The organism is Pseudomonas sp. GW821-FHT09D08, assembly GCF_059416305.1.
Window position 1 is genome coordinate 24350 of record NZ_JBWKOX010000011.1, and the last position, 25982, is coordinate 50331.

The 25982-nt window shown below is 62.9% G+C and carries 22 protein-coding genes; 8 read left to right on the forward strand and 14 right to left on the reverse strand.

Going from position 1 to position 25982, the window contains the following annotated elements:
- Window positions 1-126: 126 nt before the first annotated feature.
- The 3 genes from AC07OP_RS19130 to AC07OP_RS19140 all read right to left on the reverse strand — a co-directional run bounded on the left by AC07OP_RS19130 (window position 127) and on the right by AC07OP_RS19140 (window position 3357).
- The gene (locus AC07OP_RS19130) at window positions 127-873 is read right to left on the reverse strand and encodes an IclR family transcriptional regulator (protein WP_027603563.1); all 747 of its coding nucleotides are present in this window, start codon (window positions 871-873) and stop codon (window positions 127-129) included.
- Window positions 874-971: 98 nt separating this feature from the next.
- Window positions 972-2297, reverse strand: coding sequence for an MFS transporter (locus AC07OP_RS19135; protein ID WP_027603564.1), 1326 nt, complete (start codon window positions 2295-2297; stop codon window positions 972-974).
- Window positions 2298-2379: 82 nt separating this feature from the next.
- Window positions 2380-3357: a hydroxyacid dehydrogenase gene (locus tag AC07OP_RS19140; protein WP_495102163.1), complete on the reverse strand. Its 978-nt coding sequence runs from the start codon at window positions 3355-3357 to the stop codon at window positions 2380-2382.
- 313 nt (window positions 3358-3670) lie between these two features.
- On the opposite strand from AC07OP_RS19140, the gene AC07OP_RS19145 reads away from it, so the two are divergent.
- Together AC07OP_RS19145 and AC07OP_RS19150 are read left to right on the forward strand one after the other, a co-directional pair.
- Entirely contained in the window at window positions 3671-4345 is a 675-nt protein-coding gene (locus AC07OP_RS19145) for an RraA family protein (protein ID WP_495102164.1), read from the forward strand.
- A 32-nt stretch (window positions 4346-4377) separates the two neighbouring features.
- Complete coding sequence (locus AC07OP_RS19150) at window positions 4378-5562, forward strand: MFS transporter (RefSeq protein ID WP_495102165.1); 1185 nt, start codon at window positions 4378-4380, stop codon at window positions 5560-5562.
- Window positions 5563-5590: 28 nt separating this feature from the next.
- On the opposite strand, the gene AC07OP_RS19155 is transcribed toward AC07OP_RS19150, so the two are convergent.
- Both AC07OP_RS19155 and AC07OP_RS19160 read right to left on the reverse strand, forming a co-directional pair.
- Window positions 5591-6634, reverse strand: coding sequence for an LLM class flavin-dependent oxidoreductase (locus tag AC07OP_RS19155; protein ID WP_012723539.1), 1044 nt, complete (start codon window positions 6632-6634; stop codon window positions 5591-5593).
- A gap of 194 nt (window positions 6635-6828) precedes the next feature.
- The gene (locus tag AC07OP_RS19160) at window positions 6829-7314 is read right to left on the reverse strand and encodes a flavin reductase family protein (RefSeq protein WP_115489020.1); all 486 of its coding nucleotides are present in this window, start codon (window positions 7312-7314) and stop codon (window positions 6829-6831) included.
- Window positions 7315-7635: 321 nt separating this feature from the next.
- Between AC07OP_RS19160 and AC07OP_RS19165 the strand changes: the two genes are divergently transcribed.
- Window positions 7636-9042 carry a purine-cytosine permease family protein gene (locus AC07OP_RS19165; RefSeq protein WP_495102166.1) on the forward strand — a complete coding sequence of 469 codons (1407 nt, stop codon included), beginning with the start codon at window positions 7636-7638 and terminating at the stop codon, window positions 9040-9042.
- Here the strand turns inward: AC07OP_RS19165 and AC07OP_RS19170 are convergent.
- The 7 genes from AC07OP_RS19170 to AC07OP_RS19200 form a co-directional block, all read right to left on the reverse strand.
- Entirely contained in the window at window positions 9030-9596 is a 567-nt protein-coding gene (locus AC07OP_RS19170) for a sarcosine oxidase subunit gamma (RefSeq protein WP_065939713.1), read from the reverse strand. The genes AC07OP_RS19165 and AC07OP_RS19170 overlap by 13 nt on opposite strands.
- Before the next feature lie 3 nt (window positions 9597-9599).
- Window positions 9600-12497: a 2Fe-2S iron-sulfur cluster-binding protein gene (locus AC07OP_RS19175; protein WP_495102167.1), complete on the reverse strand. Its 2898-nt coding sequence runs from the start codon at window positions 12495-12497 to the stop codon at window positions 9600-9602.
- Entirely contained in the window at window positions 12494-12793 is a 300-nt protein-coding gene (locus AC07OP_RS19180; RefSeq protein WP_027603573.1) for a sarcosine oxidase subunit delta, read from the reverse strand. The genes AC07OP_RS19175 and AC07OP_RS19180 overlap by 4 nt, the downstream gene beginning before the upstream one ends.
- A 13-nt stretch (window positions 12794-12806) precedes the next feature.
- Window positions 12807-14048: an FAD-dependent oxidoreductase gene (locus AC07OP_RS19185; protein ID WP_495102168.1), complete on the reverse strand. Its 1242-nt coding sequence runs from the start codon at window positions 14046-14048 to the stop codon at window positions 12807-12809.
- Window positions 14030-14935 carry a bifunctional methylenetetrahydrofolate dehydrogenase/methenyltetrahydrofolate cyclohydrolase FolD gene (gene folD, locus AC07OP_RS19190; protein WP_495102169.1) on the reverse strand — a complete coding sequence of 302 codons (906 nt, stop codon included), beginning with the start codon at window positions 14933-14935 and terminating at the stop codon, window positions 14030-14032. The genes AC07OP_RS19185 and folD (AC07OP_RS19190) overlap by 19 nt, the downstream gene beginning before the upstream one ends.
- The gene (gene purU / locus AC07OP_RS19195; RefSeq protein ID WP_027603576.1) at window positions 14932-15798 is read right to left on the reverse strand and encodes a formyltetrahydrofolate deformylase; all 867 of its coding nucleotides are present in this window, start codon (window positions 15796-15798) and stop codon (window positions 14932-14934) included. The genes folD (AC07OP_RS19190) and purU overlap by 4 nt, the downstream gene beginning before the upstream one ends.
- Before the next feature lie 344 nt (window positions 15799-16142).
- Complete coding sequence (locus AC07OP_RS19200) at window positions 16143-16742, reverse strand: helix-turn-helix domain-containing protein (protein WP_053139883.1); 600 nt, start codon at window positions 16740-16742, stop codon at window positions 16143-16145.
- A 282-nt stretch (window positions 16743-17024) separates the two neighbouring features.
- Here AC07OP_RS19200 and glnT point away from each other — a divergent pair, with 282 nt between their 5' ends.
- The 5 genes from glnT to AC07OP_RS19225 all read left to right on the forward strand — a co-directional run bounded on the left by glnT (window position 17025) and on the right by AC07OP_RS19225 (window position 22773).
- Window positions 17025-18359: a type III glutamate--ammonia ligase gene (glnT, locus tag AC07OP_RS19205; protein ID WP_495102170.1), complete on the forward strand. Its 1335-nt coding sequence runs from the start codon at window positions 17025-17027 to the stop codon at window positions 18357-18359.
- Between the two features lie 22 nt (window positions 18360-18381).
- Window positions 18382-19287, forward strand: coding sequence for a class II glutamine amidotransferase (locus tag AC07OP_RS19210; RefSeq protein ID WP_495102171.1), 906 nt, complete (start codon window positions 18382-18384; stop codon window positions 19285-19287).
- An 11-nt stretch (window positions 19288-19298) separates the two neighbouring features.
- Window positions 19299-19973: a GltB/FmdC/FwdC-like GXGXG domain-containing protein gene (locus tag AC07OP_RS19215; protein WP_027603580.1), complete on the forward strand. Its 675-nt coding sequence runs from the start codon at window positions 19299-19301 to the stop codon at window positions 19971-19973.
- Between the two features lie 14 nt (window positions 19974-19987).
- Window positions 19988-21310 (forward strand): FMN-binding glutamate synthase family protein, encoded by a 1323-nt coding sequence (locus AC07OP_RS19220; protein ID WP_027603581.1) that lies wholly within the window; start codon window positions 19988-19990, stop codon window positions 21308-21310.
- A gap of 137 nt (window positions 21311-21447) precedes the next feature.
- A complete protein-coding gene (locus AC07OP_RS19225) occupies window positions 21448-22773 on the forward strand; it encodes an ammonium transporter (protein ID WP_495102172.1) in 1326 nt (441 codons plus the stop codon).
- A 463-nt stretch (window positions 22774-23236) separates the two neighbouring features.
- On the opposite strand, the gene folD (AC07OP_RS19230) is transcribed toward AC07OP_RS19225, so the two are convergent.
- The gene (gene folD, locus AC07OP_RS19230; protein WP_495102173.1) at window positions 23237-24172 is read right to left on the reverse strand and encodes a bifunctional methylenetetrahydrofolate dehydrogenase/methenyltetrahydrofolate cyclohydrolase FolD; all 936 of its coding nucleotides are present in this window, start codon (window positions 24170-24172) and stop codon (window positions 23237-23239) included.
- A 73-nt stretch (window positions 24173-24245) separates the two neighbouring features.
- Window positions 24246-25925, reverse strand: a complete 1680-nt coding sequence (locus AC07OP_RS19235; RefSeq protein ID WP_098479811.1) for an APC family permease — start codon at window positions 25923-25925, stop codon at window positions 24246-24248.
- Window positions 25926-25982 lie beyond the last annotated feature (57 nt).

The window sequence follows — 25982 nt, forward strand, 5'->3', positions numbered from 1 at the left end:
GACTATTACAGGTGCTGCGATGATGGGCTGGGGCTAAATGTCGCGCGTGTCGCTGAAGTGTAGGCACGCCTTGGGCAATATGTGGCAGCGCGTAAGCGGGTTGCCACATACGGGGTGGGTTTGGTTTTACGCCTCGGCTGGTTTTTTGCCGCGAGGTTTTTTCTGCGCAGTTTCCCCGTCCTCCAGTGCGTCGCCCCCCAGGCTGCGCGTCAACTCGACGGCGGCCTGTTGGAACAGGGGGTGCAATGTCTGCGCCTGCTCGGCGGTCAGGCGACTGGCCGGGCCGGACAGCACCAGGGCACCGATCAGGTTTTCCCCTGGGCCGAAGATCGGCAATGCCATCGACGCGGCGTGGGGGTCGGTGGCGCCATGGGAAAACAACGGCTTGATCATCTTCGCCGCCAGCGAATACGGCGTGCGTAACGCTTCGGCACCGGCTGCACCGTCCATGGGGCGGGTGTCGCCCGGTTGCAGGTGCAAGCGCAGGTGATGCGGGGAGTTGACCCGGTAGAGGCACATTCGGTAGGCGCCGTGGCGCACATAGAATGAAGCTGTTTCGCCGGTTTCCTGGGTCAGGCGATGCAGCAGCGGGGTGATATGGCGCTCAAGGTCGAGGCCGTCCTGGTACACCGTGTTCAAGCGCATGATCTCGGTCGCCAGCTGGTAGCGACCGTCCGCCAGGCGAGTGATCAGGCCGTGGTCTTCCAGTGACACCATCAGGCGCATGATGGTGCTCTTGATCAGCCCGGTGCGCGCGGCCAGCTCGGCCAGTTCCAGGGCCGTGTCCCCCATCTTGAAGGCGGTGAGCACGGTCAGCACCCGATCAGCCGAAGCAACTCCGGTGACGGCGGGGCGTGGGCGTGTTTTTACCATGGGGGGCTCCTTGAAGGGGGGGCGGGTACGCTGCAAAATACTGGCATTGCCCGCAGGGAGCAATGCCAAGCGATTGAGCGTACAGCGATTTCAGCGCGTTACCGGGCGATCAGTTCGCCTGTGCCGCTCAAATCCCGCATCTGCCTGCGCCCCATCAGCAGCACCATCACGGCACCGGCGGCACACAGCGCCGCCAGCGGCAACAGGGCCAGGGCGTAACTGCCGGTGGCGTGGTGAATGGTGCCGTACACATTCACCATGATGCCGCCACCAATCAGATTGGCCATCGCGCCCACGGCGGCCAGACCGGCGGCGGCAGTGGAGGACGAGAGCCAGGTCGAAACCAGTGCCCAGAACGGCCCCTTCATTGAGTACGCCCCGATCAACACCATGGACAGCATGAACACCGTCGCCACCAGCGAGGAGGTGACCAGTGCGAGCAGCAAACCGGCGGTGATCAGCAGCAAGGTCATCGCGGTGTGCCAGCGGCGTTCACCGCTCTTGTCGGAGCTGCGTCCCCACAGAATCATCAGCACCGAAGCCAGTCCGTAGGGAATGGCATTGACCAGGCCGATTTCCAGGTTGTTCAGGTCAAACGTCTTGAGCAATTGCGGCGCCCACACGCTCATGGTGCTGCCGGCCGCCGACGCCCCGGAGTAGATCAGTGCCAGTACCCAAATGTGCTTGTGGCGCAGCAGTTTCCACAGCGAGATATGCCCGATGGCGGTCTTGCGGCTGCGCTCTTCGTCCAGGCGGCCGGTGAGCCAGCTGCGTTGTTCGTTGCTCAGCCACTTGGCCTGTTCGGGGCGGTCGGTGAGTACGAACAGGCAGGCGATGCCCAGCAGTACGGCGGGGATGCCCTCGATGATGAACAGCCAGTGCCAGCCGCGCATGCCGAACCAGCCGTCCAGGCTCAGCAACAGGCCGGACAGCGGCGAACCAATGAAGTTGGCGCCGGGAATGGCGACCATGAAGATAGCCACCATGCGTCCACGGTATGCCGCTGGCAGCCAGTAGGTGAGGTACAGCAGCACGCCCGGGAAGAAGCCGGCTTCGGCCGCACCCAGCAAAAAGCGCATCACGTACAGCGAATTGGCTCCGGTCACAAACGCGGTGCCGGCGGAAATCAGTCCCCAGGTGATCATGATCCGCGCAATCCACACCCGTGCGCCGAAACGTTGCAGCGCCAGGTTGCTTGGCACTTCCACCAGGAAATACGACACGAAGAACAGGCTGCTGGCAAAGCCGAAGATCGCCGGTGTAAGGCCCAGGTCCTGGTTCATCTGCAGGGATGCCATGCCGATATTGCCGCGATCAATGATTGCCAGCAGGTAGCAAAGGATCAGGAACGGCAGGAGTCGCCACGCCACCTTGCGCATGGTTGAGCGCTCGATCGCGCTGATGTCGGTAGAACTGATAGGCATGACTCTCTCCCATTTTGTTTTTTTTGGAGAAGCGTAATGAGCTCGACCTTCCTTGGGTGACGGTCGGGCGATGGGCGTTCAATCAGTGTGCGAACAGGTGGCGGTTGACCACCGCGCGCGGCTCCGGTGCGCTGCCGTCCCAGAAGTCGATGATCTGTTGCACGGCCAGCAGGCCCACGCGATCGCGCGCCTCGGCAGTGTTGGCGCCTACGTGGGGGGTGGCGACCAGGGTCGGCAGGCCCCACAGCGCTGAGTCGGTGGGTGGCGGTTCGGGGTTGAAGGTGTCGAGGCCGGCGCCGGCGATCTGGCCGGTGCTCAGCGCCTGCACCAGCGCTTCGGTATCGATCAGTTCGCCGCGTGCGGTGTTGATCAACAGGCTGCCTGGGCGCATGCGCTTGAATTGCGCCGCGCCGAAAAGGTTGCGGTTCTGCTCGGTCAGCGGGCAATGCAGGCTGATGATATCGCAGCTCGCCAGCAAGGCATCGAAGTCCTCGCCGCGCTCGACATTCGGCAGGTCGGGCAGGTTGCTCAAGTAGGGATCAAATACCTTGATGGTCATGCGCAGCGGCGTTACCAGTTCCATCAGGATTCGCCCGATAGCGCCCAGGCCCACCAGGCCCAGGGTCTTGCCGGACAGCTCGATGCCCACGGCGGTCGCTTTGTCCCAATGGCCGTCACGCATGCGCGCATCGAGCAGGGCAGTCTGGCGCGCGACGGTGAACATCAGCGCCAGCGCATGCTCAGCCACCGATTGCGCATTGGCGCCCAGGGCGATGGTGACGGGGATGCCGCGTTCAGCGGCGGCGGCGATGTCGATGGTGTCGTAGCCCACGCCGTGCTTGGCGATGATCTTCAGCGCGGGCGATGCATTGATCATGTCCCGGGTCAGTTTGCCCTGGCGCACGATGATTGCGTCCGGCTGTTCGCGGGCAATGATCGCGGTGAGTTCGTCGGCCGGGGCATACGGGGTGGTAGGGATTACGCGCACGCCATGGGCGGCGGCGTGGGCCATGGCTTCGGCAGTTAATTGCGGGCCGGTCAGCAGGAGAGTTCGGGTCATTTGGCGCACCTTGGTTTTCTTATCTGTGTGCAGTTGGCGGTTCGTGATGTCGCTCAACAGTGCTCGAAACCTAACATAATGAAATGGCGTTGCAATAAATAATTTTTGTTGATTTGCGCGAAACGGTTGAGTGCATGCGTGCAACCCCGTGTTATTCAACGAATTAAGGGTTTTATTCAGCCTTAAACCGTTTTTCATGTGCCGAAGCCGCTGTGGGTGAGTCTTGTCAGTTTTAAATTGCAGTGTTAATTTCGAAATGCCATTTCATTTTATTAATTTTCACGTTTAATAAAAACCACAAGAGGAATGCCCCATGTCCATCGGATTCAGAGTGCTCAAGCAGCAACGTAAAGTCGCTGCCGAGTGGGTCGAGCGTTACCGGACAATGCCCGTCGCCAATATCAGCGATTCGATGAACCGCATGACCGCCGGTGGCGCCACCCTGCAACCGATGCACCACCAGGGCGTGCTGGTGGGGCCGGCGCTGACCGTCAAAGCGCGGCCTGGGGACAACCTGATGCTGCATTACGCCCTGGATATCGCCCAGCCTGGCGACGTGATTGTGGTCGACGCCGGCGGCGACCTGAGCAACGCACTGATCGGCGAAATGATGGTGGCGTACGCGATCAAGAAAGGCGTGGCCGGCATTGTGATCAATGGCGCCATTCGCGATGCTGCGAGTATCGGTGCCGGTGACTTCCCGGTGTTTGCCGCCGGCATCACCCATCGCGGCCCGTACAAGGACGGCCCGGGTGAGGTGAACGTACCGATTGCCGTGGCGGGCATGGTGATCGAACCGGGCGATCTGGTGATCGGTGACGAAGATGGCTTGCTCTGCGTGCCCTTCGATCAGGTCGGCGAGGTGTATGATCGCGCCTACGCCAAGCATGCCGCTGAACAGAAGCAGCTTGAACAGATCGCGCTGGGCGAGAACGACCGCACCTGGGTCCTGAAATCGCTCACACAAAAGGGCTGCGAGTTTATTTGAATCCTGCTTCCCCCTCCCGCTGGCCGGCGCCTGTGCGCGCGCTGCGCCATCGAAATTTCCAGATCTACTTTGTCGGCCAGGGCCTTTCCACCCTGGGCAAGTGGGTGCAACAGGTCGCGCTGTCCTGGCTCGCCTATCACTTGACGGGCTCGGCCGTGTTGCTGGGGGCGATTGCGTTTCTGACGCTGTTGCCTCAGCTGCTGGTGGGACCGCTGGCGGGCGCCTGGTCCGACCGCCATGACAAGCGCCGCCTGTTGATGGCGGTGCAGGCCGCCCTGGCCCTGCAATCGTTGGCCCTGGCCGTGCTGACCTGGCAGCAGTGGATGGGCCGTGAAGTGATCATTGCCATGGCGCTTCTGCTGGGTCTGCTCAACGCCCTGGAAACGCCGCTGCGCCAAGCCTTGATCGCGAGCTTTGTCGACGAGCCCAAAGACCTGCCCAACGCCCTTGTGCTCAACGCGATGCTGATCAATGCCGCACGCTTTATCGGCCCGCCGTTGGCCGGCTTGCTGATCAACTGGAGCGGCGAGGCCGGTTGCTTTGTGCTCACCTCCATCGCGTTCGGTATGTTGCTGATCGGCCTGGGCAGGGTGCAAAGCCGAGCGCAGGCCCGGGCCAAAGGGTCTACCGGGGAGATTTTCCGCGAAGGTCTGCGCTACCTGTGGACCACCCTGGCGATTCGGCGGCTGCTGGTCAGTGTGGTGATGGTCAACCTGTTGGCGTCCTGCTACACCGTACTGCTGCCGATCCTGGCCAAGCATGCGTTCAGCGGCGATGCGCAAACCCTCGGCTGGCTGTGGGGCGCAGCCGGTGCCGGTGCGTTTGTGGCCACGATCTTCCTGGCGTTTGCCGGCAGTGCTTCGAACCTGGGCCGCTTTATCGTGCTCGGCACGCTGGTCTGTGCGGTGTCGCTGTGCGCGGTGGCGGCCAACCCGCCGCTGTGGTTCACCCTGGCGGCGCTTGCCGGGCTGGGCTTCGGCATCACGGTGAGCAATGTCAGCAGCAATATGACCCTGCAAAGCGCGGCGCCGGAAGCGTTGCGCGGTCGGGTGATTGCGTTCTATATCGCCATGCGTTTCGGCTTTGAAGCCATCGGCGGATTGTTGGCCGGCCTGCTGGCGGCGGCGCTGAGCGTGCAATGGACATTGCTGCTGGCGGGGCTGTTGCTGGGGGTTTATCAGGGTGTCAGTGGGTACATCAGCCGCAGGCGTGGTTGACAGCAACCACGCCTGCGCCGCGTGCCTCTCAACGAAACGCCGGCACCACCTGCTCGATAAACAACGCCAACGACTTCTTCTTCTCGGCATGGGGCAGGCTGTTGTCGCACCAGAAGCTGAACTCATCCACGCCCAGCTCCTGGTAGTAACGGATGCGCGGGATGATTTCTTCGGCGGTGCCGATCATCGCGGTCTTGTGCAGGCTTTCCAGTTCGAACTCCGGGCGGGCGGCGAATTTTTCTTCCGGGCTCGGTGCCAGGAAGCCATTCACCGGCACCTCTTTATTACCGAACCAGGCATCGAAGGTGCGATAGAACTTCGAGATCGCCTTGGCCCCGACTTTCCAGCCGTCCGGATCATCGGCGGCATGCACGTGGGTGTGGCGCAGCACCATCAGTTGCGGGCGTGGTACGCCGGGGTTGTTGTCGAGGGCGGCCTGGAATTTGTTTTTCAGGTCGAGGACTTCCTCGTCGCCCTTCATCAGCGGCGTGACCATCACGTTGCAGCCGTTGGCTACCGCGAAGTTGTGCGAATCCGGGTCGCGGGCGGCGATCCACATCGGCGGGTTGGGCTGCTGGATCGGTTTTGGCACGCTGGTGGAGGTGGGGAATTTCCAGATGTCGCCGTCGTGGGCGTAGTCGCCTTTCCACAACGCACGCACCACCGGCACCATCTCGCGCAGCGCCTGGCCGCCGCTGGAGGCGGGCATGCCGCCGGCCATGCGGTCGAACTCTACCTGGTAAGCGCCACGGGCCAGGCCGACTTCCATGCGCCCGTTGCTGATCACATCGAGCAAGGCGCATTCGCCCGCCACCCGCAACGGATGCCAGAACGGCGCGATGATGGTGCCGGCGCCCAGGTGAATGGTGGTGGTCTTGGCCGCGAGGTAAGCCAGCAGCGGCATCGGGCTTGGCGAGATGGTGTATTCCATGGCGTGGTGTTCGCCAATCCATACGGTGCTGAAACCGCCGGCCTCGGCCATCAGGGTCAGTTCAGTCAGGTCTTCGAACAACTGACGGTGGCTGACACTTTCGTCCCAACGTTCCATGTGTACGAACAGGGAAAACTTCATGACGCTTACCTCGGATCTATTGTGATCGGCCTGTCGACTGCGGGCCCTTAAGTGCTCTCGCCAATGTGAAGCCTGCCAGTGATGACGGCGGTTCGGCGGATTGATTGTTGGTATACCATAATACGGAATGTCCGCAAAATTTTTCTCTCAACCGGTTACCGGGCTGACACCCGCAATCAAACTGTGGGAGGGGCTCAGGCCGGCATCGGCAACGCACCCATCTTGCCGTGGCAATACACCAGTGGCCCGGCGTTCTGCCGGGGCACGATCAGGTTTTTCACTGCGCCGACCATGATCGCGTGATCGCCGCCTTCGTATTCGCGCCACAACTCGCACTCGATCACCGCCGTGGCATTCGCCAGGATCGGGTTGCCCAGCTCACTGAGGGTCCACTCGATGCCCTGGGCCTTGTCCTTGCCCTTGCGCGCAAAGGCATAGGCTTCTGTTTGCTGCCCACCGGAAAGCACATGAATGGCAAAGCGTTTGTTCTTGATCAACACCGGGTACGAGTCGGAGCTGTAGTTGGGGCAGAACAGCACCAGGGCCGGGTCCATGGACAACGAGCTGAAGGCACTGGCGGTCAGCCCGACGATTTGCCCGTCGTCATCCAGCGTGGTGATCACGGTGACCCCGGACGGAAACGAACCCATCACTTGTTTGTAGATAGCGGCATCGATCATGGGGCGGTCCTCTGCGGGTAAAGCGGTTTTTATGGTTTCTAGGTCTGATGGTATACCGTAATACAATCGATGCAACCGCTTTTTCAGTTGCCCGATGAACGTCAAGGCTGGGGCTTATAGCCAATAAATACGGGCACCATGGCAGGAAACAGCAGGTTGCGCTGTGGCACACTTGCGGATCAGATGGGCGCTGAGACTACGGATCAGTCTTGTGAAAATGTTGGAATACCATAATATGGTGTTCATCTGAGGGGCGGCCAGAGAGCTCCCCCGGTGTGGCGTCAAACAACTATAAGATCAGACAAACGCGAGTTCATTTCCATGCCCCAGATGTCCCGGCAAGACCCCCTGATCGAGCATCACACGGTCGATTACGTCCCCCTCGCAGAGCGCCATGGAAAGGCCCGCGACCTGTTCACCTTATGGTTCAGCACCAACATCGCACCGCTGCCGATCGTCACCGGTGCCATGGTGGCCCAGGTGTTCCATCTCAATCTGGCGTGGGGGCTGCTGGCGATTGCCCTCGGGCATCTGCTCGGCGGCATCGTGATTGCCCTCGCATCGGCCCAGGGCCCGCGCATGGGCATCCCGCAGATGGTGCAGAGCCGTGGCCAGTTCGGCCGTTACGGCGCGCTGCTGATCGTGTTCTTCGCCGCACTGATCTACATCGGCTTTTTCATCTCCAATATCGTCCTGGCCGGCAAGTCCATCGTCGGCATCGTGCCGTCGGTGCCGGTGCCGGCGAGCATCCTGATCGGCGCCCTCAGCGCCACCGCCATCGGCGTGATCGGCTACCGCTTTATCCATAGCCTCAACCGCATCGGCACCTGGGTGATGGGCAGCGCGTTGCTGGCCGGTTTTATCTACATCTTCGCCCATGACCTGCCGGCAGATTTCCTGACCCGTGGCGGCTTCAACGCCGCTGGCTGGTTGGCCACCGTGTCGCTGGGGGTGATCTGGCAGATCAGTTTTTCGCCCTACACCAGCGACTACTCGCGCTACCTGCCGGCGGATATCGGCATCACCCGGCCGTTCATTGCGACCTACCTGGGCGCCACCCTCGGCACCATCCTGTCCTTCGCCTTTGGCCTGGTAGCCGCACTGGCCACGCCCGAAGGCACCGAAGCCATGGTCGCGGTCAAGCAAGCCACCGGCTGGCTGGGGCCGATCCTGATGGTGCTGTTCCTGCTCAATATCATCAGCCACAACGCCCTGAATCTGTACGGCGCGGTGCTGTCGATCATCACCTCGGTGCAGACCTTCGCCAGCCACTGGACCCCGAGCATCAAGGTGCGCGTGCTGCTGTCGGGCGTGGTCCTGGCCGGTTGCTGCGTGGTGGCGTTGGGCGCGTCGGCGGACTTCATCTCGCAATTTATCGGCCTGATCCTCGCGCTGTTGCTGGTGCTGGTGCCGTGGGCGTCGATCAACCTGATCGACTTCTACATCATCAAGCGCGGGGTCTATGACATTGCCTCGATCTTCCGGGCCGATGGCGGAGTGTATGGGCGTTTCAACCTGCATGCGATCGTGGCGTACTGCATCGGCATCATCGTGCAACTGCCGTTTGCCAATACGTCGCTGTATGTGGGGCCGTGGGCCAACCTGGTGGAAGGCGCGGACCTGTCGTGGCTGGTGGGACTGGTGGTGACGTGCCCGTTGTATTACTGCCTGGCGACACGTCAACACACCCGGAAGATCAGGGCGGTGCGGTTGGGCTACACCGACTGAGCCACTCCGCCGAACTCCTCCAACGCATCCCGCAACGCGCCCTCGAAGTATTCCTTCGAGGCGCGATCCCAGAGGATATGAAACGCCGGCAGCTCCACACTCCCTGTGTGGATGACAATCGCATTGACCCGCGCCACTGACGTCTGCGCCACCATCCCGGGCTTGAACGCCGGGTCGCTCAAGTCAACCCCGCACAGCTTCGCCATCACCTGCGCAATCACGCCCCCGCTGAGTCGCACACAGGCATGGCTGTCCTGGCGCGGCAGCAGGTAATTGGCGCGGTGGTCCAGTTCCCAACGCGCTTCTTCATCGGCAATCCGTTGCCCCTGATCCTGCGGACTGCCCAGCACCAGGTATTCGTTCTGCGACAGGCGCGCCACCCAGCTGCCGTCCGCTTGTGCGCTGGCTTGGTTGGGCGCGCCCGGCAACGTGAAGCCGCGCGCGGTAAGGTACTCGGCGCTTTGTGCGCCGCGAAAGCCGACCCGGGGCAGGTCGGTCTGGTCCTGCAGTTGGCAGGGCGGCGTGAACAATTCGTGGGCTTTCAGACTGGTCATGGCTTAACCCTCCTGGCGTTGGTGGGTGGGGTCGAAGAACGGCAGTTGCACCACCTCGGCCTGGACGACGATGCCGCCCTCGACGCGAATCGGAATGCGCTGCCCCGGTGTGCTCTGGTCGATCCCGGCGTAGGCTAGGCCGATGATGCGGCCCAGGCTGGCGGAATATTCACAGGAGGTGACGTTGCCGCTGATGTCCGCGCCGTTGAGCACCAGGTGGCCTTCCAGCGGTTGCACGCTGCCCTTGGGCAGGCTGAAGCCCACCAGTTTGCGTTTCAGCGGCTGGGCTTCAAGGATGTCCACCGAGCGGCGGCCGACGAAGAACGGCTTGTTGCGGCTGACCGCCCAGCCCATGTCGATTTCTGCCGGGTGAGTCATGCCGTCGGTGTCCTGGCTGATGATCACGTGGCCTTTTTCCAGGCGCAGCAGGCGTTGGGTTTCGACGCCGAAGGGGCGAATGTCAAAGGCCTTGCCGGCTGTCATCAACGCGTCCCACAACGCCAGGCCGTGGCGTGCCGGTACGTGGATTTCATAGCCCAGCTCGCCGACGAACCCAACCCGCAGCAAGCGTGCCTTGATTCCGGCCACCGTGCCCTGGCGCACGCCCAGGTAGGGGAAGCCTTCGGCACTCAGGTCGAGGTCGCTGCACACCTGCTCCAGCACCTTGCGCGAATCCGGCCCGGCGAGGTTCACCGCACAGATCGCTGCCGTGACGTTGGTCACGTCCACGTCCAGGCGCCACTGTGCGTTCCACTTGAGCATCTGCTGGTAGATGCGGTCGACGCCGCTGGTGGTGGCGGTGACGTAGAAATGCTTGTCGGCCAGCCGTGCGCACACGCCGTCGTCGATCACCACGCCGTGTTCGTTGGTCATCAGTGCATAACGCGAACGGCCCACCGGCTGCTTGAGGAACGCGAAGGTGTACATGCGGTTGAGCAACTCGGCGGCGTCCGGGCCGCGCACGTCCAGGCCACCGAGGGTGGACACATCGATCAGACCGACCTTGTTGCGCACGTGCAGCGCTTCGGCCTGCATGCACGCTTCGCGGTCCTGGGGCTTGCCGTAATAGGCCGGGCGCTGCCAGATACCGGCAGGCATCATCTTCGCCCCGGCTTGCACATGGCGCGCGTGCATCGGCGTTTGGCGGTAAGGGTCGAAGGCCCGTCCGGCGACATGGGCGAGTTTTTCCGCCACGAACGGCGGCCGTGCGGTGGTGACCCCGGTTTCGCTGATCGTGCGCTGGGTCGCCCAGGCCACCAGCCGTGCGGTCGGCAGCGCCGAGTGACGTCCCTGGGACGGACCCATGCCGACCGTGGAGTAACGCTTGACCAACTGCACATCGCGGTAGCCGATGCGGGTGGCGTTGACGATGTCTGCCACTTGCAGGTCTTCGTCGAAGTCGACGAAATCCTTGCCCTTGGGGTGCGGGAAGATCGGCCAGTGGAAGTTGACCTGGGCTTCGCTGCGCAACGCTGCAGGCGGGCTCGGGCTGTTCAAACCGAGGGCGCGCAGGCTGTCGGCGGCGGCGTTGGTCCCATCCGCCAGCACATTGTCCAGTTGATGCCGACCGTGTACGGAACCGGCCACGCCCAGGTTGCGCGGCAGGCCACTGAGGCTGAACTCCGCTCGTGCGTCGTCATAGGCCAGCTTGCCACCGGCCTGGCATAGCAATTGATAGACCGGCATATAGCCGGCCGACATGCACAGCAGGTCGCAGTCGATCACGTGCCCGCTGGTGCTGATCTGGCCCTGGCCGGTGATCTGGCGCACGTCGACGCCCTTCACATGGCGCAGGCCTTTTTCATGCAGGGCCTCGAACACCGTGCTGTTGTTCAGGCACGGGATCTTGCGCTGGGCCAGCGCGCCCGGCAGGGCTTTGTCCGCCGGGGCATTACGCAGGTCGATCACGGCGGCCACGTCCACGCCCTGGTCATGCAGGTCGAGGGCGGCGAGGTAGCCGTCATCGTTGCCGGTGAGCACTACCGCGCGCTTGCCGGGCTTGACTGCATAGAGCTTCATCAGGCGTTGCGCGGCGCTGGTGAGCATCACCCCCGGCAGGTCGTTGTTGCGGAAGACCACCGGTTGGTCGAACGAACCGCTGCACACCAGGCACTGTTGCGCGCGCACTTTGTACAGGCGCTTGCCCTGGATCACCGGCAGGTAGTTGTCGGTGAACCAGGCATTGCAGGTGGCGTCGGTGAGCACCTGGATATTCGCGTGTTGCTGCACCGCGCCGAGCAACTCGCGGCGCAAGGTGTCGGCACGGGTGCCGGCAATATCGAAGCGCGCGTAGGTCAGCGACCCGCCGAGGATCGGCTGCTGCTCGATCAGCAGCACCTTGGCCCCGGCATTCGCGGCGGTCAGCGCGGCCTGCAAGCCAGCGGGTCCGGCGCCGATCACGGCGAGGTCGGTGAACAGGTAGGCCTTGTCGTAGTACTCGGGCTGGAAGGTCAGGTCGAGCACGCCCAGGCCGGCCTTTTTGCGGATGATCGGCTCCCAGACTTTCCACATGCCCTTGGGCTTGTAGAACGATCGGTAGTAGAAACCCACCGGCATGAACTTGGAGAACTTGCCCAGGTAGGCGTCCTTGTCGTTATCCAGCGAGCCGTTGACGTTCTGCGCCGTCACCGCCAGGCCGGCGGACAGCGCGTGGGCATCGGCCAATACGTTGGGTTCGCGGGGCAGTTGCACCAGGCTGTTGGCGTCATGGCCGGCCATGGTCAGCGGGCCGCGTGGGCGGTGGTATTTGAACGAGCGCGACATCAGGAAGCGCCCGTTGGCGAGCAGCGCGCTGGCGATGCTGTCGCCCTGCAAACCTTGGTAGGGCAGGCCGTCGAAACTGAAATCGAGTGGCTGGTCACGCTGGATCAGCAGGCCCATGGGGGCGGGGAGGCGGTTCATCCGGCGATCTCCTTGGCGGTGGTGAAGTCGACGCGGGTAGTGAACACTTCGCGCGGATCGAAGGTGCGCAGGATCTCGTCGGTGACCGTGTGGCGCTCGGCGAGGAACCAGTAACTGGACGGCGTGTGCATCCACCATTCGCGCACCACACCGGCGAGGTTGTCGGTGTTGAACACGTAGTCGGCCCATTCGGCATCGCTGCAGGTCACCGGATCGGGCATCGGTTTGAATTCACCGCCGTAGGTGAACTCGCTGATATTGCGCGGCCCGTTGAGCGGGCAAATCATGATTTTCATCGTCTGCTCTCCGTCAGTGGCTGGCCGCTGTGGCGCCCATTTCGTTGACTTGCTGGAAGGTCGAGAAACGTTCGAGGCCGAAGGGCTTGATCAAGTCCGGCACCTTGCCGCCGCTGGCGACCAGCTCGGCCATGGTCTTGCCGCAGATCGGCGTGGCCTTGAAGCCCCAGGTGCCCCAGCCGGCGTCGAGGTAGTAATTCTTCAGCGGCGACAGGCCCATGATCGGGCTGTAGTCGGGGGTCATGTCGGTGATCCCGGCCCACTGGCGCATCAACTTGGCGTTGGCCAGGAACGGGAACATCTCGATGGCATGGGCCAACAGGCTTTCCTTGAGGTCCAGGGTCGAGCGCGTGTTGAACAGCGGGTACGGGTCGGAACCGCCACCGAACACCACTTCGCCCCGGCTGGTTTGCTGCACGTAGCAGTGCAGGGCCGAGGAACTCACCAACGGGTCGAGGAACGGCTTGAACGGCTGGGTGACCATGGCCTGCAACGGGAAGGTCTGGATCGGCGAACGGATACCGGCCTTGGCCATCAGCAGCGAGCTGTGCCCGGCAATCGCCTGTACCGCGCAGCCGCACTGGATGGTGCCGCGATTGGTTTTCACCGCGGTGATGGCGCCGTTCTCGATCACCAGGTCCTGCACTTCAGTGAGCTGATGGATTTCCACGCCACGCTTGGCCGCCTGCTTGGCGTAGCCCCAGGCCACGGCATCGTGACGCGCGGTGGCGCCGTCGATATGCCAGAGCCCGGCGATTACCGGCAAGTGGCCGGGGTCGAGGTTGAGGCTGGGCACCAGCTCGCGGATCTGTTGGCGGTCGATCATCTCGGTACGCCCGCCGAAGTGCTTGTTGACCTCGGCGCGCTGGCGGAACGAACGCACGGTGGCGTCGGTGTGGGCCAGGGTCAGTTGGCCGCGCTCGGAGTACATGATGTTGAAATCGAATTCGTTGGACAGCGACTGGAACATCTTCACCGACTCGGCGTAGAAACGAACGCCTTCGCTGGTGAGGTAGTTGGAGCGGATCACCGCCGTATTGCGCGCGGTATTGCCGCCGCCCAGGTAGGCCTTTTCCAGCACCGCTATGTTGGTGATGCCGTGGTACTTGGCCAGGTAGTAGGCCGTCGCCAGGCCATGGCCACCGGCGCCGATGATCACCACGTCGTAACTCGACTTGAGTTCCTTGGGCGGTGGCAGGTCCACCTCCACCGGGTACTCCGAACTCAGCCCGTATTTCAATAGATTGAATGGCATACGGCCTCCGATTGGCTGCGTAGGGCGTGGTGTTGCGCCAGGGCGGCGGCCACGGTGTTTTTCATCAGGAAGGCAATGGTCATCGGCCCGACACCGCCGGGCACCGGGGTGATGGCGGCGACATGGGGCAGGGCGCTGTCGAAGTCGACATCACCCACCAGGCGGCTGCGGCCGTCGTCGTCGATGCGGTTGATGCCGACATCGATCACCACCGCGCCGGGCTTCAACCAGCTCGCGTCAATCAAGCGGGCGCGGCCCACGGCGGCGATCACGATATCGGCCTGGCGACACAGGGCCTGGGCGTCGTGGCTGCGTGAATGCAGCACGGTCACCGAGCAATCCGCCTTGAGCAGCAGCGCGGCCATGGGCTTGCCGACGATGTTCGAACGGCCGATCACCACCGCGTGTTTGCCACGCAGGTCGCCGCAGGTTTGCTCCAACAGATACAGGCAACCGCTCGGGGTGCACGGCGTGAGCACTGCGCGGCCCTGGCTGAGGCCGCCGACGTTCTGGCTGTGAAACCCGTCGACGTCCTTCTCCGGCGCGATGGCCTCCAGGGCGCGCAGTTCGTCCATCTGCGCCGGCAACGGCAATTGCAGGAGGATGCCGTGGATCGCCGGGTCGGCATTCAATTGGCCGATCAGGATCAACAAGTGTTCGGTGCTGGTATCGCCGTGCAGGCGATGCTCCACGGAGCGGATGCCCACCTCTTCGGCGCGCAGGATCTTGTTGCGCACATAGACCTGGCTGGCCGGGTCGCTGCCCACCAGGATCACCGCCAGCGCCGGTTGAATAGCCTGCCCATGCAGCCGCGCCACGTCCTCGCGCACTTGCAGCAGCACGCGCGCCGCGGCGGCTTTGCCGTCGATCAGCTTATGCGCGCTCACCGGAACACCACCGTTCTGTCCTGATTGAGGAAGACCCGGTGCTCCAGGTGGTACTTGACCGCCTTGGACAGGGCCACGGTTTCGGTGTCGCGGCCGATGGCGACGAGGTCGTCGGGCTTGTACACGTGGTCGACGCGCTGCACTTCCTGCTCGATGATCGGGCCCTCATCCAGGTCGCTGGTCACATAGTGCGCGGTGGCACCGATCAACTTCACGCCGCGTTGATACGCCTGGTGATAGGGCTTGGCACCCTTGAAACCGGGCAGGAACGAATGGTGGATATTGATCGCCCGTCCCGACAGTTGCCGGCACAGGTCGTCGGAGAGGATCTGCATGTAGCGCGCCAACACCACCAGCTCGGTGCGGGTGTCATCGACGATCTTCATCAGCTCGGCTTCCTGCGCGGCCTTGTTGTCCCTGGACACCGGCAGGTAGATAAAGCGAATGCCCTCGCGCTCGGCCATCGGCCGCAGGTCGAGGTGGTTGGAGACGATGGCGGTGATGGTCATGTCCATCTCGCCCTTGTGGTAGCGGTAGAGCAGGTCGGTGAGGCAGTGGTCGAACTTGCTCACCATCAGCATCACGCGCATCGGCTCGCGGGTGTCGTACAGCTCCCACTGCATGTCGAAGGCCTGGGCGACATCGGCGAAACCGTCTCTGATCGCTTGCAGGTCGCCTGTGTGGCCATCGTTGAAACGGAACACCGCACGCATGAAAAAGCGGCCGCTGAAGTCATCGTCGAACTGCGCCATTTCCCCGATGTAGCACGCCTTGTCCGCCAGGTAAGTGGTGACGGCAGCGACGATGCCGGACACGGCGGGGCACGTCACCTTGATGATGAAATGGTTTTTTTCGTGTTGCATGACACGTCCTCGGGATGATGGCGGCAGCTCATCGCATAGCGAAAAAATGTCTGAGGACAGCAGGCTCATTCCTTGAGCGCGTTTTCTTGTGGGGAATAAAATATTCCTGAAGTGGCTTTATAGGGGAATGGGGGCAGGGCGTCCAGGGGTTTTGGGAAAGTTTTTTAACTGAGGAGAAATTTTTAGCGGGCAGGACGGCATCGAATGCAGTTAAAAATGTGGGAGGGGGCTTGCTCCCGATAAGGGTGGGTCAATGACAAATGCATTCACTGACATTCCCTTATCGGGAGCAAGCCCCCTCCCACAGTTGAATCTCTGTGCTTCAGGTGTATCGCGAGTTCGGATTATTCCTTGTCGTTGCCGTAGTTCATGATCGACAACAACCGAATCGGCACCTGCACCAACTGCTCCGGGCCGTGGGGGATCTCGCCCTCAAACGTCAAGCTGTCCCCGGCCTCCATCCGATACAGCTGGTTGCCATGCCGGTAAATCAACTCCCCCTCCAGCAAATGCAGAAACTCCGTCCCCGGATGAGCAAAGGTCGGGAACTCCTCGCTGGCGTCATCCATGCTGACCATGTACGCCTCGAAGCTCTTCTTCGGACCGCGCGTGTGGTTGAGCAGGTGATAGGTATGCCCCTTCTCCGTCCCACGGCGCACCACTTCCATGCCCTGGTCGGCCTTGACCAGCAAGGCGCTGCCATCCTGCTGATCGTATTCGCTGAATAACTTCGACAGCGGCAGCCCGAGCACATCGCACAGGCGGCTCAAGGTATCGAGGCTGGTGGAGACCTGGGCGTTCTCGATCTTGCTCAACATGCCCTGGCTGATATCGGCAATCTTCGCCACGTCGGACAGCTTCAGGTCCTGGGCCTGGCGCTGGCGTTTGATCTGCAGCCCCAGGTATTGCTCGAGCTTGAGGCGCGGGGCGGTTTCGGTGGACATGATCATCGGCTCCTGCACGGTTTCCGTTCAGTAATATTATTTTCGCACTGGGAAAGTGCAAGGTCTGGCACTTGAAGGCCACCCCGCTGTGCGTATTCCTGCGGGGAAAAGAATTTTCCCATATATACAGCACAAAAGCGCAGCTCCACCCACTTCGATGTGTCGATCGCGATTCTGGCAAGGGTATTGCATTCCTGTAGGGAAACTAACTTTCTTTTTAGGAATAAAAAGACAGCCTAGGCCCACCCACACGGTTTTGCCTTTCGCGAGGAGTGACACGCAATGTTGCCAGCAGAAACCCAGCGCATCATCGACAAGCACGGGATCAAATACGTGCTTGCGCAGTTTGTGGATATACACGGTGCGGCCAAGACCAAGTCGGTGCCCCTCTGCGGGCTCAAGACCGTGGCCGAAGAGGGCGCGGGGTTTGCCGGGTTTGCCATCAGCGGCATGGGCATGGAGCCCCACGGCCCGGACTTCATGGCGCGCGGCGATCTGTCGACCTTGACCCCGGTACCCTGGCAGCCGGGTTATGGGCGCGTGGTGTGCGTCGGGCATGTCGACGGCAAGCCCCATCCCTACGACAGCCGCTACGTGTTGCAGCAACAAGTGCAGCGCCTGCAGGACAAGGGCTGGACGCTGAACACCGGCCTGGAGCCCGAGTTCAACCTGATGCGCCGCGACGAGCAGGGCAAGCTGCAACTGGTGGACCCCAGCGACAACCTCGACAAGCCTTGCTACGACTACAAGGGCCTGTCGCGTTCGCGGGTGTTCCTCGAGCGCCTGACCGAAGCCTTGCAGGCGGTGGATTTCGAGGTCTATCAAATCGACCACGAGGACGCCAACGGCCAGTTCGAGATCAATTACACCTACAGCGACGCCTTGACCTCCGCCGACCGCTTCACCTTCTTCCGCATGGCCGCCGGCGAGATCGCCAATGACCTGGGCATGATCTGCTCCTTCATGCCCAAGCCCGACCCGAAACGCGCCGGCAACGGCATGCACTTTCACCTGTCGATCAGCAGCGCCGAGAACAAAAACCTGTTCCATGACGCCAGCGACCCGAGCGGCATGGGCCTGTCGACACTCGCCTATCACTTCGCCGCCGGCTTGCTCGCCCATGGCCCGGCGCTGTGTGCGTTCGCCGCGCCCACGGTCAACTCCTACAAGCGCCTGGTGGTCGGCAACTCGTTGTCCGGCGCCACCTGGGCCCCGGCCTTTATTGCGTTTGGCGCCAACAACCGCTCGGCCATGGTGCGCGTGCCGTATGGCCGCCTGGAGTTCCGCCTGCCGGATGCCGGCTGCAACCCCTACCTGGTCAGCGCCGCGATCATCGCCGCGGGCCTGGACGGTATCGATCGTCAGCTGGAAATCGACCACGTCTGCAACGAAAACCTCTACAGCCTGAGCCTTGAGCAGATCGCCGAGCGCGGCATCAAGACCCTGCCGCAATCCCTCAAGGAAGCCTGCGACGCGCTGGAAGCCGACGCGCTGTTCGCCGAAGTGCTCGGCCCGCAGATCGTGGGCGAGTTCATCAAGCTCAAGCGCATGGAGTGGGTGGAGTACAGCCGCCATGTGAGCGACTGGGAAATCCAGCGCTATACCGAATTTTTCTGACACCGTGTGACGGAGACTTGTTATGTGTGGAATCGTAGGCCTGTACCTGAAGAATCCGCAGCTGGAGCCCCAGCTCGGCCAGCTGTTTGAACCCATGCTGCAAGCCATGACCGACCGTGGCCCGGACAGCGCCGGTTTCGCCATCTACGGCGATGAAGTCGCCGATGGCTGGGTCAAGCTGACCCTGCAAGCCACCACCGAAGCCTTCGACTGGAAAGGCTTGATGGGCGAGCTGGAAGGGCGCCTCGGCTGTTCCCTGGACTGGTTCCAGAACGCCAGCGCCGCCGTATTGAAGATCCACGCCGACGAAACCCCGGTGCGCCTGGCCCTGGCCGAAGTGGCGCCGAGCGTGCGCATCATGAGCGCCGGGCAGAGCATCGAGATCCTCAAGGGCATGGGCCTGCCCCAGGAAATTTCCCAACGCTTCGGCCTGGCAAACATGCAGGGCAGCCACATCATCGGCCACACGCGCATGGCCACCGAAAGCGCGGTGACCATGGAAGGCAGCCACCCGTTCTCCACCGGCGCCGACCTGTGCCTGGTGCACAACGGCTCGCTGTCCAACCACTTCCGCCTGCGCCAGGAACTCAAGCGCGAAGGCATCCACTTCGAAACCGACAACGACACCGAAGTCGCCGCCGGCTACCTGACCTGGCGCCTGCAACAGGGTGATTCGCTCAAAGAGGCGCTGGACCACTCCCTGGAAGACCTCGACGGCTTCTTCACCTTCGCCATCGGCACGCGCAACGGCTTTGCGGTGATCCGCGACCCGATTGCGTGCAAGCCGGCGATCTTGGCCGAGACCGACGACTACGTCGCCATGGCCTCCGAGTACCAGGCGCTGTCGAGCCTGCCGGGCATCGAAAACGCGCGGATCTGGGAGCCGGCACCGGCCACGTTGTACATCTGGGAACGCCCGTCAGCTTAAGGAGCGCACACATGAAAACCATCGATCTTTCCACCGCCACCGTGCGTGACCTCAACCAGGCGCTGCACGCCCAGGCCATCGACAACGAGTGGCGCGTGACCCATTCCAACGGCAAGCACAACCTTGCGGTAGGGGTGAACCAGGCCGTGTCCATCGATATCGAGGGCCACGCCGGCTACTACTGCGCGGGCATGAACCAGCAGGCCTCGATTACCGTGCACGGCAATGTCGGCGTGGGCTGCGCCGAGAACATGATGTCCGGCTCGGTGCGCGTCAAAGGCAGCGCGTCCCAGGCCGCCGGGGCCACGGCCCATGGCGGTTTGCTGGTGATTGAGGGCGATGCGGGCGCGCGTTGCGGGATTTCCATGAAGGGCATCGACATCGTCGTCGGCGGCAGCATTGGCCATATGAGCTGCTTCATGGGCCAGGCCGGGCGCCTGGTGGTGTGCGGCGACGCCGGCGATGCGCTGGGGGATTCGCTCTACGAAACCCATATCTACGTGAAAGGCACGGTGGAGTCCCTGGGCTCGGACTGCGTCGAAAAAGAGATGCGCAGCGAGCACCTGCAAGAGTTGCAGGAACTGCTCGACCGCGCCGGCTTCGCCCACCAGGCGGCGGATTTCAAGCGCTACGGCTCGGCCCGTCAACTCTACAACTTCAAAGTCGATAACGCCTCCGCGTACTGATCAGGAGCTTCACCATGACTGAACAAACCCCTCCGGTCCTGCGCGAGTCGGCCACCTTCGACCGCCTGACCATCCAGGAAATCCAGCGTGCCGCCGAAACCGGCATCTACGACATTCGCGGTGGCGGCACCAAGCGCAAGTTGCCGCACTTCGATGACTTGCTGCTGCTCGGCGCCAGCGTGTCGCGCTACCCGCTGGAAGGCTATCGCGAGAAGTGCGGCACCGATGTGATCCTCGGCAACCGCTTCGCCAAGAAGCCGATCCACCTGAAGATCCCGGTGACCATCGCCGGCATGAGCTTCGGTGCGTTGTCGGCCAACGCCAAGGAAGCCCTGGGCCGTGGCGCGACCATCGCCGGCACTAGCACCACCACCGGTGACGGCGGCATGACCCCGGAAGAGCGCGGCCAGTCCCAGCACCTGGTGTATCAGTACCTGCCATCACGCTACGGCATGAACCCGGATGATTTGCGCAAGGCCGACGCCATCGAAATCGTCCTCGGCCAGGGCGCCAAGCCCGGCGGTGGCGGCATGTTGCTCGGCATGAAAGTCACCGAGCGTGTGGCCGGCATGCGCACCTTGCCCATCGGCGTGGACCAGCGCAGCGCCTGCCGCCACCCGGACTGGACCGGCCCCGACGACCTGGCGATCAAGATTGCCGAGCTGCGCGAAATCACCGATTGGGAAAAACCGATCTACGTGAAAATCGGCGCGAGCCGGCCGTATTACGACGTGAAGCTGGCGGTCAAGGCCGGTGCCGATGTGATCGTGCTCGACGGCATGCAAGGCGGTACTGCCGCGACCCAGGAAGTGTTTATCGAGCATGTGGGCATCCCGATTTTGTCGGCCATCCCGCAAGCGGTACAGGCTTTGCAAGAGATGGGCATGCACCGCAAGGTCCAGTTGATCGTCTCGGGCGGGATTCGCAACGGTGCCGATGTGGCCAAGGCCATGGCGATGGGCGCGGATGCGGTCGCCATCGGCACGGCGGCGCTGATTGCCCTGGGCGACAACCACCCACGGCTGGACGCGGAACTGAAAAAGATCGGCTCGGCCGCCGGCTTCTATGACGACTGGCAGAACGGCCGCGACCCGGCCGGCATCACCACCCAGGACCCGGAGCTGTCCAAGCGCCTCGACCCGGTGGAAGGCGGGCGGCGGTTGGCCAACTACCTGCGGGTGATGGTGCTGGAGGCGCAGACCATGGCCCGTGCGTGCGGCAAGTCGCACCTGCACAACCTCGACCCCGAGGACCTGGTGGCGCTGACGGTGGAATCGGCCGCCATGGCCCGGGTGCCGCTGGCGGGGACCAGTTGGGTGCCAGGTTCCGGTTACTGAGTTTACCCCCCCTGTAGGAGCGAGCTTGCTCGCGAAGATCGTCAACGATAACGCTGGCACCCTGGATGAACGCGTTGCCTGGACGTTTTTCGCGAGCAAGCTCGCTCCTACACACTTCTGTTGCAGGAGCTTTGAACATGGTCAATCGTCTTCTCGGCAAATCCCTCTTCGGTTTATTGGTGGCCGGTGCCTTTGCACCCTTGGCCCAGGCCGCCGACGCACCCACCTTGAACACCGGCAGCACCGCCTGGATGGTCACCGCCGCCGTGCTGGTGCTGTTCATGTGCTTGCCGGGGCTCGCGTTGTTCTACGGTGGCCTGGTCCGTGCGAAAAACATGCTCTCGTTGTTCACCCAGTGTTTCGGCATCGCCGGGTTGGTGGGCGTGCTGTGGGTGATCTACGGCTACAGCATGGTGGTCGACACCACCGGCATGGTCGAAGGACAGGTGACCTTCAACAGTTTTGTCGGTGGCCTGAGCCGCGCCTTCCTGGCGGGCATGACCCCGGAGAGCCTGGTGGGGGATATTCCGGAAGGGGTGTTCGTGACCTTCCAGATGACCTTCGCCATCATCACCCCGGCCCTGATCGCCGGCGCCTTTGCCGAACGCATGAAATTCTCGGCGGCGCTGCTGTTCATGGCCATCTGGTTCACCCTGGTCTATGCCCCGGTGGCGCATATGGTCTGGGGCGGTTCGGGAGCCTTGATGCATAACTGGGGCGTGCTCGACTTTGCCGGCGGCACCGCCGTGCACATCAATGCCGGTGTGGCTGCGCTCGCTGCGTGCCTGATCCTCGGCAAGCGCAAGGGCTACCAGAACACGCCGATGCCGGCGCATAACCTCAGCCTGACCATGGCCGGTGCGGCGATGCTCTGGGTCGGCTGGTTCGGCTTCAATATCGGCTCCGGTGGCGGCCTCAGCGGCACCTCGGGCATCGTCATGCTCAACACTCAGTTGGGCGCCTGCGCCGGGATCCTGGGCTGGATGTTCACCGAGTGGTTCAAGGTCGGCAAGCCCAGTGCCCTCGGCCTGGCCAGCGGCGCGTTGGCCGGCCTGGTGGGGATCACCCCGGCGTGTGCCTACGTGGGCGTCGGCGGTGCGTTGGCCATCGGCTTGCTGTGCGGGGTGTTCTGCTACTTGAGCGTGACGGTGTTGAAGCGCCGTTTCGGTTACGACGACAGCCTCGACGTGTTCGGCCTGCACGGCATTGGCGGGATGATCGGCGCGGTGTTGACCGGGGTGTTCTGTGTACCGTCCATGGGGGGCCTGGTGGAAGGTGTGACCATGGGCGGGCAGTTGGTTGCCCAGCTCAAGGGGGTGCTGCTGACTACGGTGTACTGTTTTGTGATCAGTTGGATCATCCTCAAGGGGGTCAATGCCCTGGTTGGCTTGCGTGCCCATGAGTCGGTGGAGGAGATGGGGTTGGACCTGGCCGAGCATAATGAGCGGGCCTACAACCACTGATCATTCCCCCTGAGTAAACGCAGCTCAAAATGTGGGAGGGGCGGTGCGACGATTCGACTTGCCCCCGATGGCGGCCTGACAGCCGACCAGGATGTCAGGCCGAGTACATATCCGTTGCTGCGGTAACGGCCACTTAGGGTTCCGCTCTTACAGCGGGTCACTTTTGGAAGAGCGCCAAAAGTAACCAAAAACGCTTCGCCCCACCACTCGGCACCTCGCCTAGGCTCGGTGTGCCCGTAATCCGACAGTGATGTGGGGGGCCGCCGCCACGCGCCATCCATGGCGCGGGGCGGCTAAACCGGCATCCCTGCCGGTTTACCCCCCACATCACTATCGGATTCCGGCCAGCGTGGTTAACGGGGCGCCTGAGATCAAGATCAAGATCTACAGCAAGAGCAAGAGCGGCTCGCTTCGCATCGTGGTTAGCGTTGTGGATACCTAGGCGCCGACAGTGGTCTGTCAGTCAGCTTGGTTGTAGCTGAGCCACGGCCATCGGGGGCAAGTCCCCTCTCGCATTTGCCTTGCTGCGTTGCAGCTGGCTCGCCACCAGGGTGTTCTTCAGCAGGTAGGCAATCGTCATCGGTCCCACACCGCCGGGCACCGGCGTGATCGCGCTGGCTACGGTGCGTGCGCTGGCGTAATCCACATCCCCCACCAACCGCGTGCCGGTCTCGGTGGTGATGCGGTTGATCCCCACATCAATGACCACTGCGCCGGGCTTGAGCCAACTGGCATCGATCAACTGCGGCCGGCCTACGGCGGCGACGACGATGTCGGCCAAACGGCACAGCGCCGGTGCATCGATGCTGCGCGAGTGCACCACGCTGACCGAGCAGTTGGCCTGCAGCAGCAGGGTTGCCATGGGTTTGCCGACAATGTTCGAACGCCCGATCACCACCGCGTGCAAGCCGCTCAAGTCGCCGCAGGTTTCGTGCAGCAGGCGCATGCAGCCGCTGGGCGTGCAGGGCGTGAGCACTTCGATGCCTTGCACCAGGCCACCGACGTTTTCGCGGTGGAAGCCATCCACGTCCTTGATCGGGTCGATCGCGTGGATCACCGCGGCCTCGTCGATATGCGCCGGCAGTGGCAACTGCACCAGGATGCCGTTGACCGTCGCATCGGTATTCAGCTGGGCAAGCAGGTCGAGCACCTGCGTCTGGCTGGCATCCTCCGGCAGCCGGTATTCCAGGGAGCGAATTCCGACTTCCTTGGCCCGCAGCAGCTTATTGCGCACGTAGACGTGGCTGGCCGGGTCATCGCCCACCAGCAATACCGCCAGGGCCGGGTAGATTTGCTGCGAGGCTAGCAGCAGGACCTCTTCGCGAACCTCGTCGAGCACCTGGGCAGAGATGGCCTTGCCGTCGATATCGCGGGCAGGCGTGGGGAGAGAGCTGGTCAAAAGCGTCACCGTTGTCTGGGGAAATAAGGCGCTGAGGGATAAGAATCCCTCAGCCATAGGCAGGCCAGAAGGCTCAGGCTACCAGTTGATGGCAGGCATACACCACCAGCACACCGGCGACCAGCGTGGCATAGGGCAGCCAGCCGGCGCGGCGCTGGCCGTCATCGGCCTGGATATACAGGTCGGTGAGCATGGCGGCAGGGAAGCGGCCCTTGTCCTGTACATAGTGGCGGTAGCAGAACACCGGCAGGATCAGCAGCGCCAACAGCAGGCCGGTGACCAGCGTGCCTGCGCCCCAGATGTCCGCGCCCAGGCCCATGCAGGCCAGGTTGACGAAGCTCAGCACGGCGCCGGCCGCCAGCAGCACGGTGGGGGCTTTGTACGGGCGCACCCAGTCGGGGCGGTCCAGGCGGTGGATCCAGCCGGCATTGAGGTTGAGGAAGTTGAAGATGATGTAGCTGACATTGGACGCCGCAAGCACGAACACATAGTCCGACATCAGCAACAGCAGCAGGTTGAACGACAGGTCGGTCCACATCGCCGCGGTTGGCGCGCCATGTTCGTTGGTGCGCCCCAGGTACTTGGGCAGCCAGCCATCCACCGAGGCCTGGTACAGGGTGCGCGACGAACCGGACATCGAGGTCATGATCGCCAGCAACGTCGCCAGCACCAGCATGATCAGTACGATATTGGCCACCACCTTGCCGCCGCCGATGCTGTCGGCCATCACTTGGCCAACGCCCATGCCGCTGTAGATCGCGGGCGAGAGCAGGCCGCTGTACACCGCGGGCGTCACGATTGCGCCACTGGCGTCGAGCACCGCCGGCGTCACCAGTTGGCCCAGCCCGAGGCTGCCTTGAAACGCCAGCGGCACCAGGGTGAACACCAGGATGCACAGCAGGCCGGCGTAGAAGATTGCCTTGAAGGTGTCGCGCTTGGGGTCCTTGAACTCACGGGTGTAGCACACCGCCGTTTCAAAGCCGTAGGTGGACCACGCCGCCATGAACAGCCCACCGGCCATCAGTGACCAGCCGGACATATCCCACGGCCCATCGATGACTTGCCCGGCCGCGTCATGGGCCAGGGGGTACAGCGGCAGGAAGTTGGCCTGGGTCGCATCCCCGGTGAACAACGGCACCACGCCCACCAGCAGCAGCGGAATCAACGAGGTGACGCCGAGCACCAGGGTCAGGCGCGCCGACCGCAGGATGCCGCCGTGCTGCACGGCAAACACCGTGAGCAAAATCAACAAACCAATGGCGAACGTCGCGTTGATGCGCAACGACAGGCCGCTCTTGACCCAGCCCAGGTCCAGCAGGGTCAGTTGCCAGGTGTTGATCAACGCATCGGCGGGAAACAGCGCTGTGAGGATATACCCCGCCGCCAGCCCCGAACCGATGGACAGCACCGGCGACCAGGCCAGCCAGTTGCACCACACCGACACCGGCGCGATCAGCTTGCTGTAGCGCACCCACGCCACCGCGCCGTACACCGAGGCGCCGCCGGATTTGTGCGGGAACAGCCCGGCGATCTCGGCATAGGTGAAGGCCTGGATAAACCCGAACAGGATCGACACGATCCACACGATCCATGCCGGTTTGCCCACCGTGGCGGCAATCGCACCGATGGAGAACAACACCAGCGCGGGCACGCCACTGGCGACCCAGAAGGCCCCGCGCCAGTCGATCTTGCGGTGCAGGCTGCCCACCGAGCCGGCAGCCTGCGGTACAGCCTCGAACGTCGTCGCTTCCATCTTCGTATTCCCATGTCTGAATAGCGGTTAGGTTGGGGCAGTCAAAATGGGTTGGCA

Bases quoted from the DNA above. Each gene is read 5' to 3' on its own strand.
- AC07OP_RS19130 (WP_027603563.1), bottom strand. From the start codon at position 873: ATGGTAAAAACACGCCCACGCCCCGCCGTCACCGGAGTTGCTTCGGCT.
- AC07OP_RS19135 (WP_027603564.1), bottom strand. From the start codon at position 2,297: ATGCCTATCAGTTCTACCGACATCAGCGCGATCGAGCGCTCAACCATG.
- AC07OP_RS19140 (WP_495102163.1), bottom strand. From the start codon at position 3,357: ATGACCCGAACTCTCCTGCTGACCGGCCCGCAATTAACTGCCGAAGCC.
- AC07OP_RS19145 (WP_495102164.1), top strand. From the start codon at position 3,671: ATGTCCATCGGATTCAGAGTGCTCAAGCAGCAACGTAAAGTCGCTGCC.
- AC07OP_RS19155 (WP_012723539.1), bottom strand. From the start codon at position 6,634: ATGAAGTTTTCCCTGTTCGTACACATGGAACGTTGGGACGAAAGTGTC.
- AC07OP_RS19160 (WP_115489020.1), bottom strand. From the start codon at position 7,314: ATGATCGATGCCGCTATCTACAAACAAGTGATGGGTTCGTTTCCGTCC.
- AC07OP_RS19165 (WP_495102166.1), top strand. From the start codon at position 7,636: ATGCCCCAGATGTCCCGGCAAGACCCCCTGATCGAGCATCACACGGTC.
- AC07OP_RS19170 (WP_065939713.1), bottom strand. From the start codon at position 9,596: ATGACCAGTCTGAAAGCCCACGAATTGTTCACGCCGCCCTGCCAACTG.
- AC07OP_RS19175 (WP_495102167.1), bottom strand. From the start codon at position 12,497: ATGAACCGCCTCCCCGCCCCCATGGGCCTGCTGATCCAGCGTGACCAG.
- AC07OP_RS19180 (WP_027603573.1), bottom strand. From the start codon at position 12,793: ATGAAAATCATGATTTGCCCGCTCAACGGGCCGCGCAATATCAGCGAG.
- AC07OP_RS19185 (WP_495102168.1), bottom strand. From the start codon at position 14,048: ATGCCATTCAATCTATTGAAATACGGGCTGAGTTCGGAGTACCCGGTG.
- purU (WP_027603576.1), bottom strand. From the start codon at position 15,798: ATGCAACACGAAAAAAACCATTTCATCATCAAGGTGACGTGCCCCGCC.
- AC07OP_RS19200 (WP_053139883.1), bottom strand. From the start codon at position 16,742: ATGTCCACCGAAACCGCCCCGCGCCTCAAGCTCGAGCAATACCTGGGG.
- glnT (WP_495102170.1), top strand. From the start codon at position 17,025: ATGTTGCCAGCAGAAACCCAGCGCATCATCGACAAGCACGGGATCAAA.
- AC07OP_RS19210 (WP_495102171.1), top strand. From the start codon at position 18,382: ATGTGTGGAATCGTAGGCCTGTACCTGAAGAATCCGCAGCTGGAGCCC.
- AC07OP_RS19215 (WP_027603580.1), top strand. From the start codon at position 19,299: ATGAAAACCATCGATCTTTCCACCGCCACCGTGCGTGACCTCAACCAG.
- AC07OP_RS19220 (WP_027603581.1), top strand. From the start codon at position 19,988: ATGACTGAACAAACCCCTCCGGTCCTGCGCGAGTCGGCCACCTTCGAC.
- AC07OP_RS19225 (WP_495102172.1), top strand. From the start codon at position 21,448: ATGGTCAATCGTCTTCTCGGCAAATCCCTCTTCGGTTTATTGGTGGCC.
- AC07OP_RS19235 (WP_098479811.1), bottom strand. From the start codon at position 25,925: ATGGAAGCGACGACGTTCGAGGCTGTACCGCAGGCTGCCGGCTCGGTG.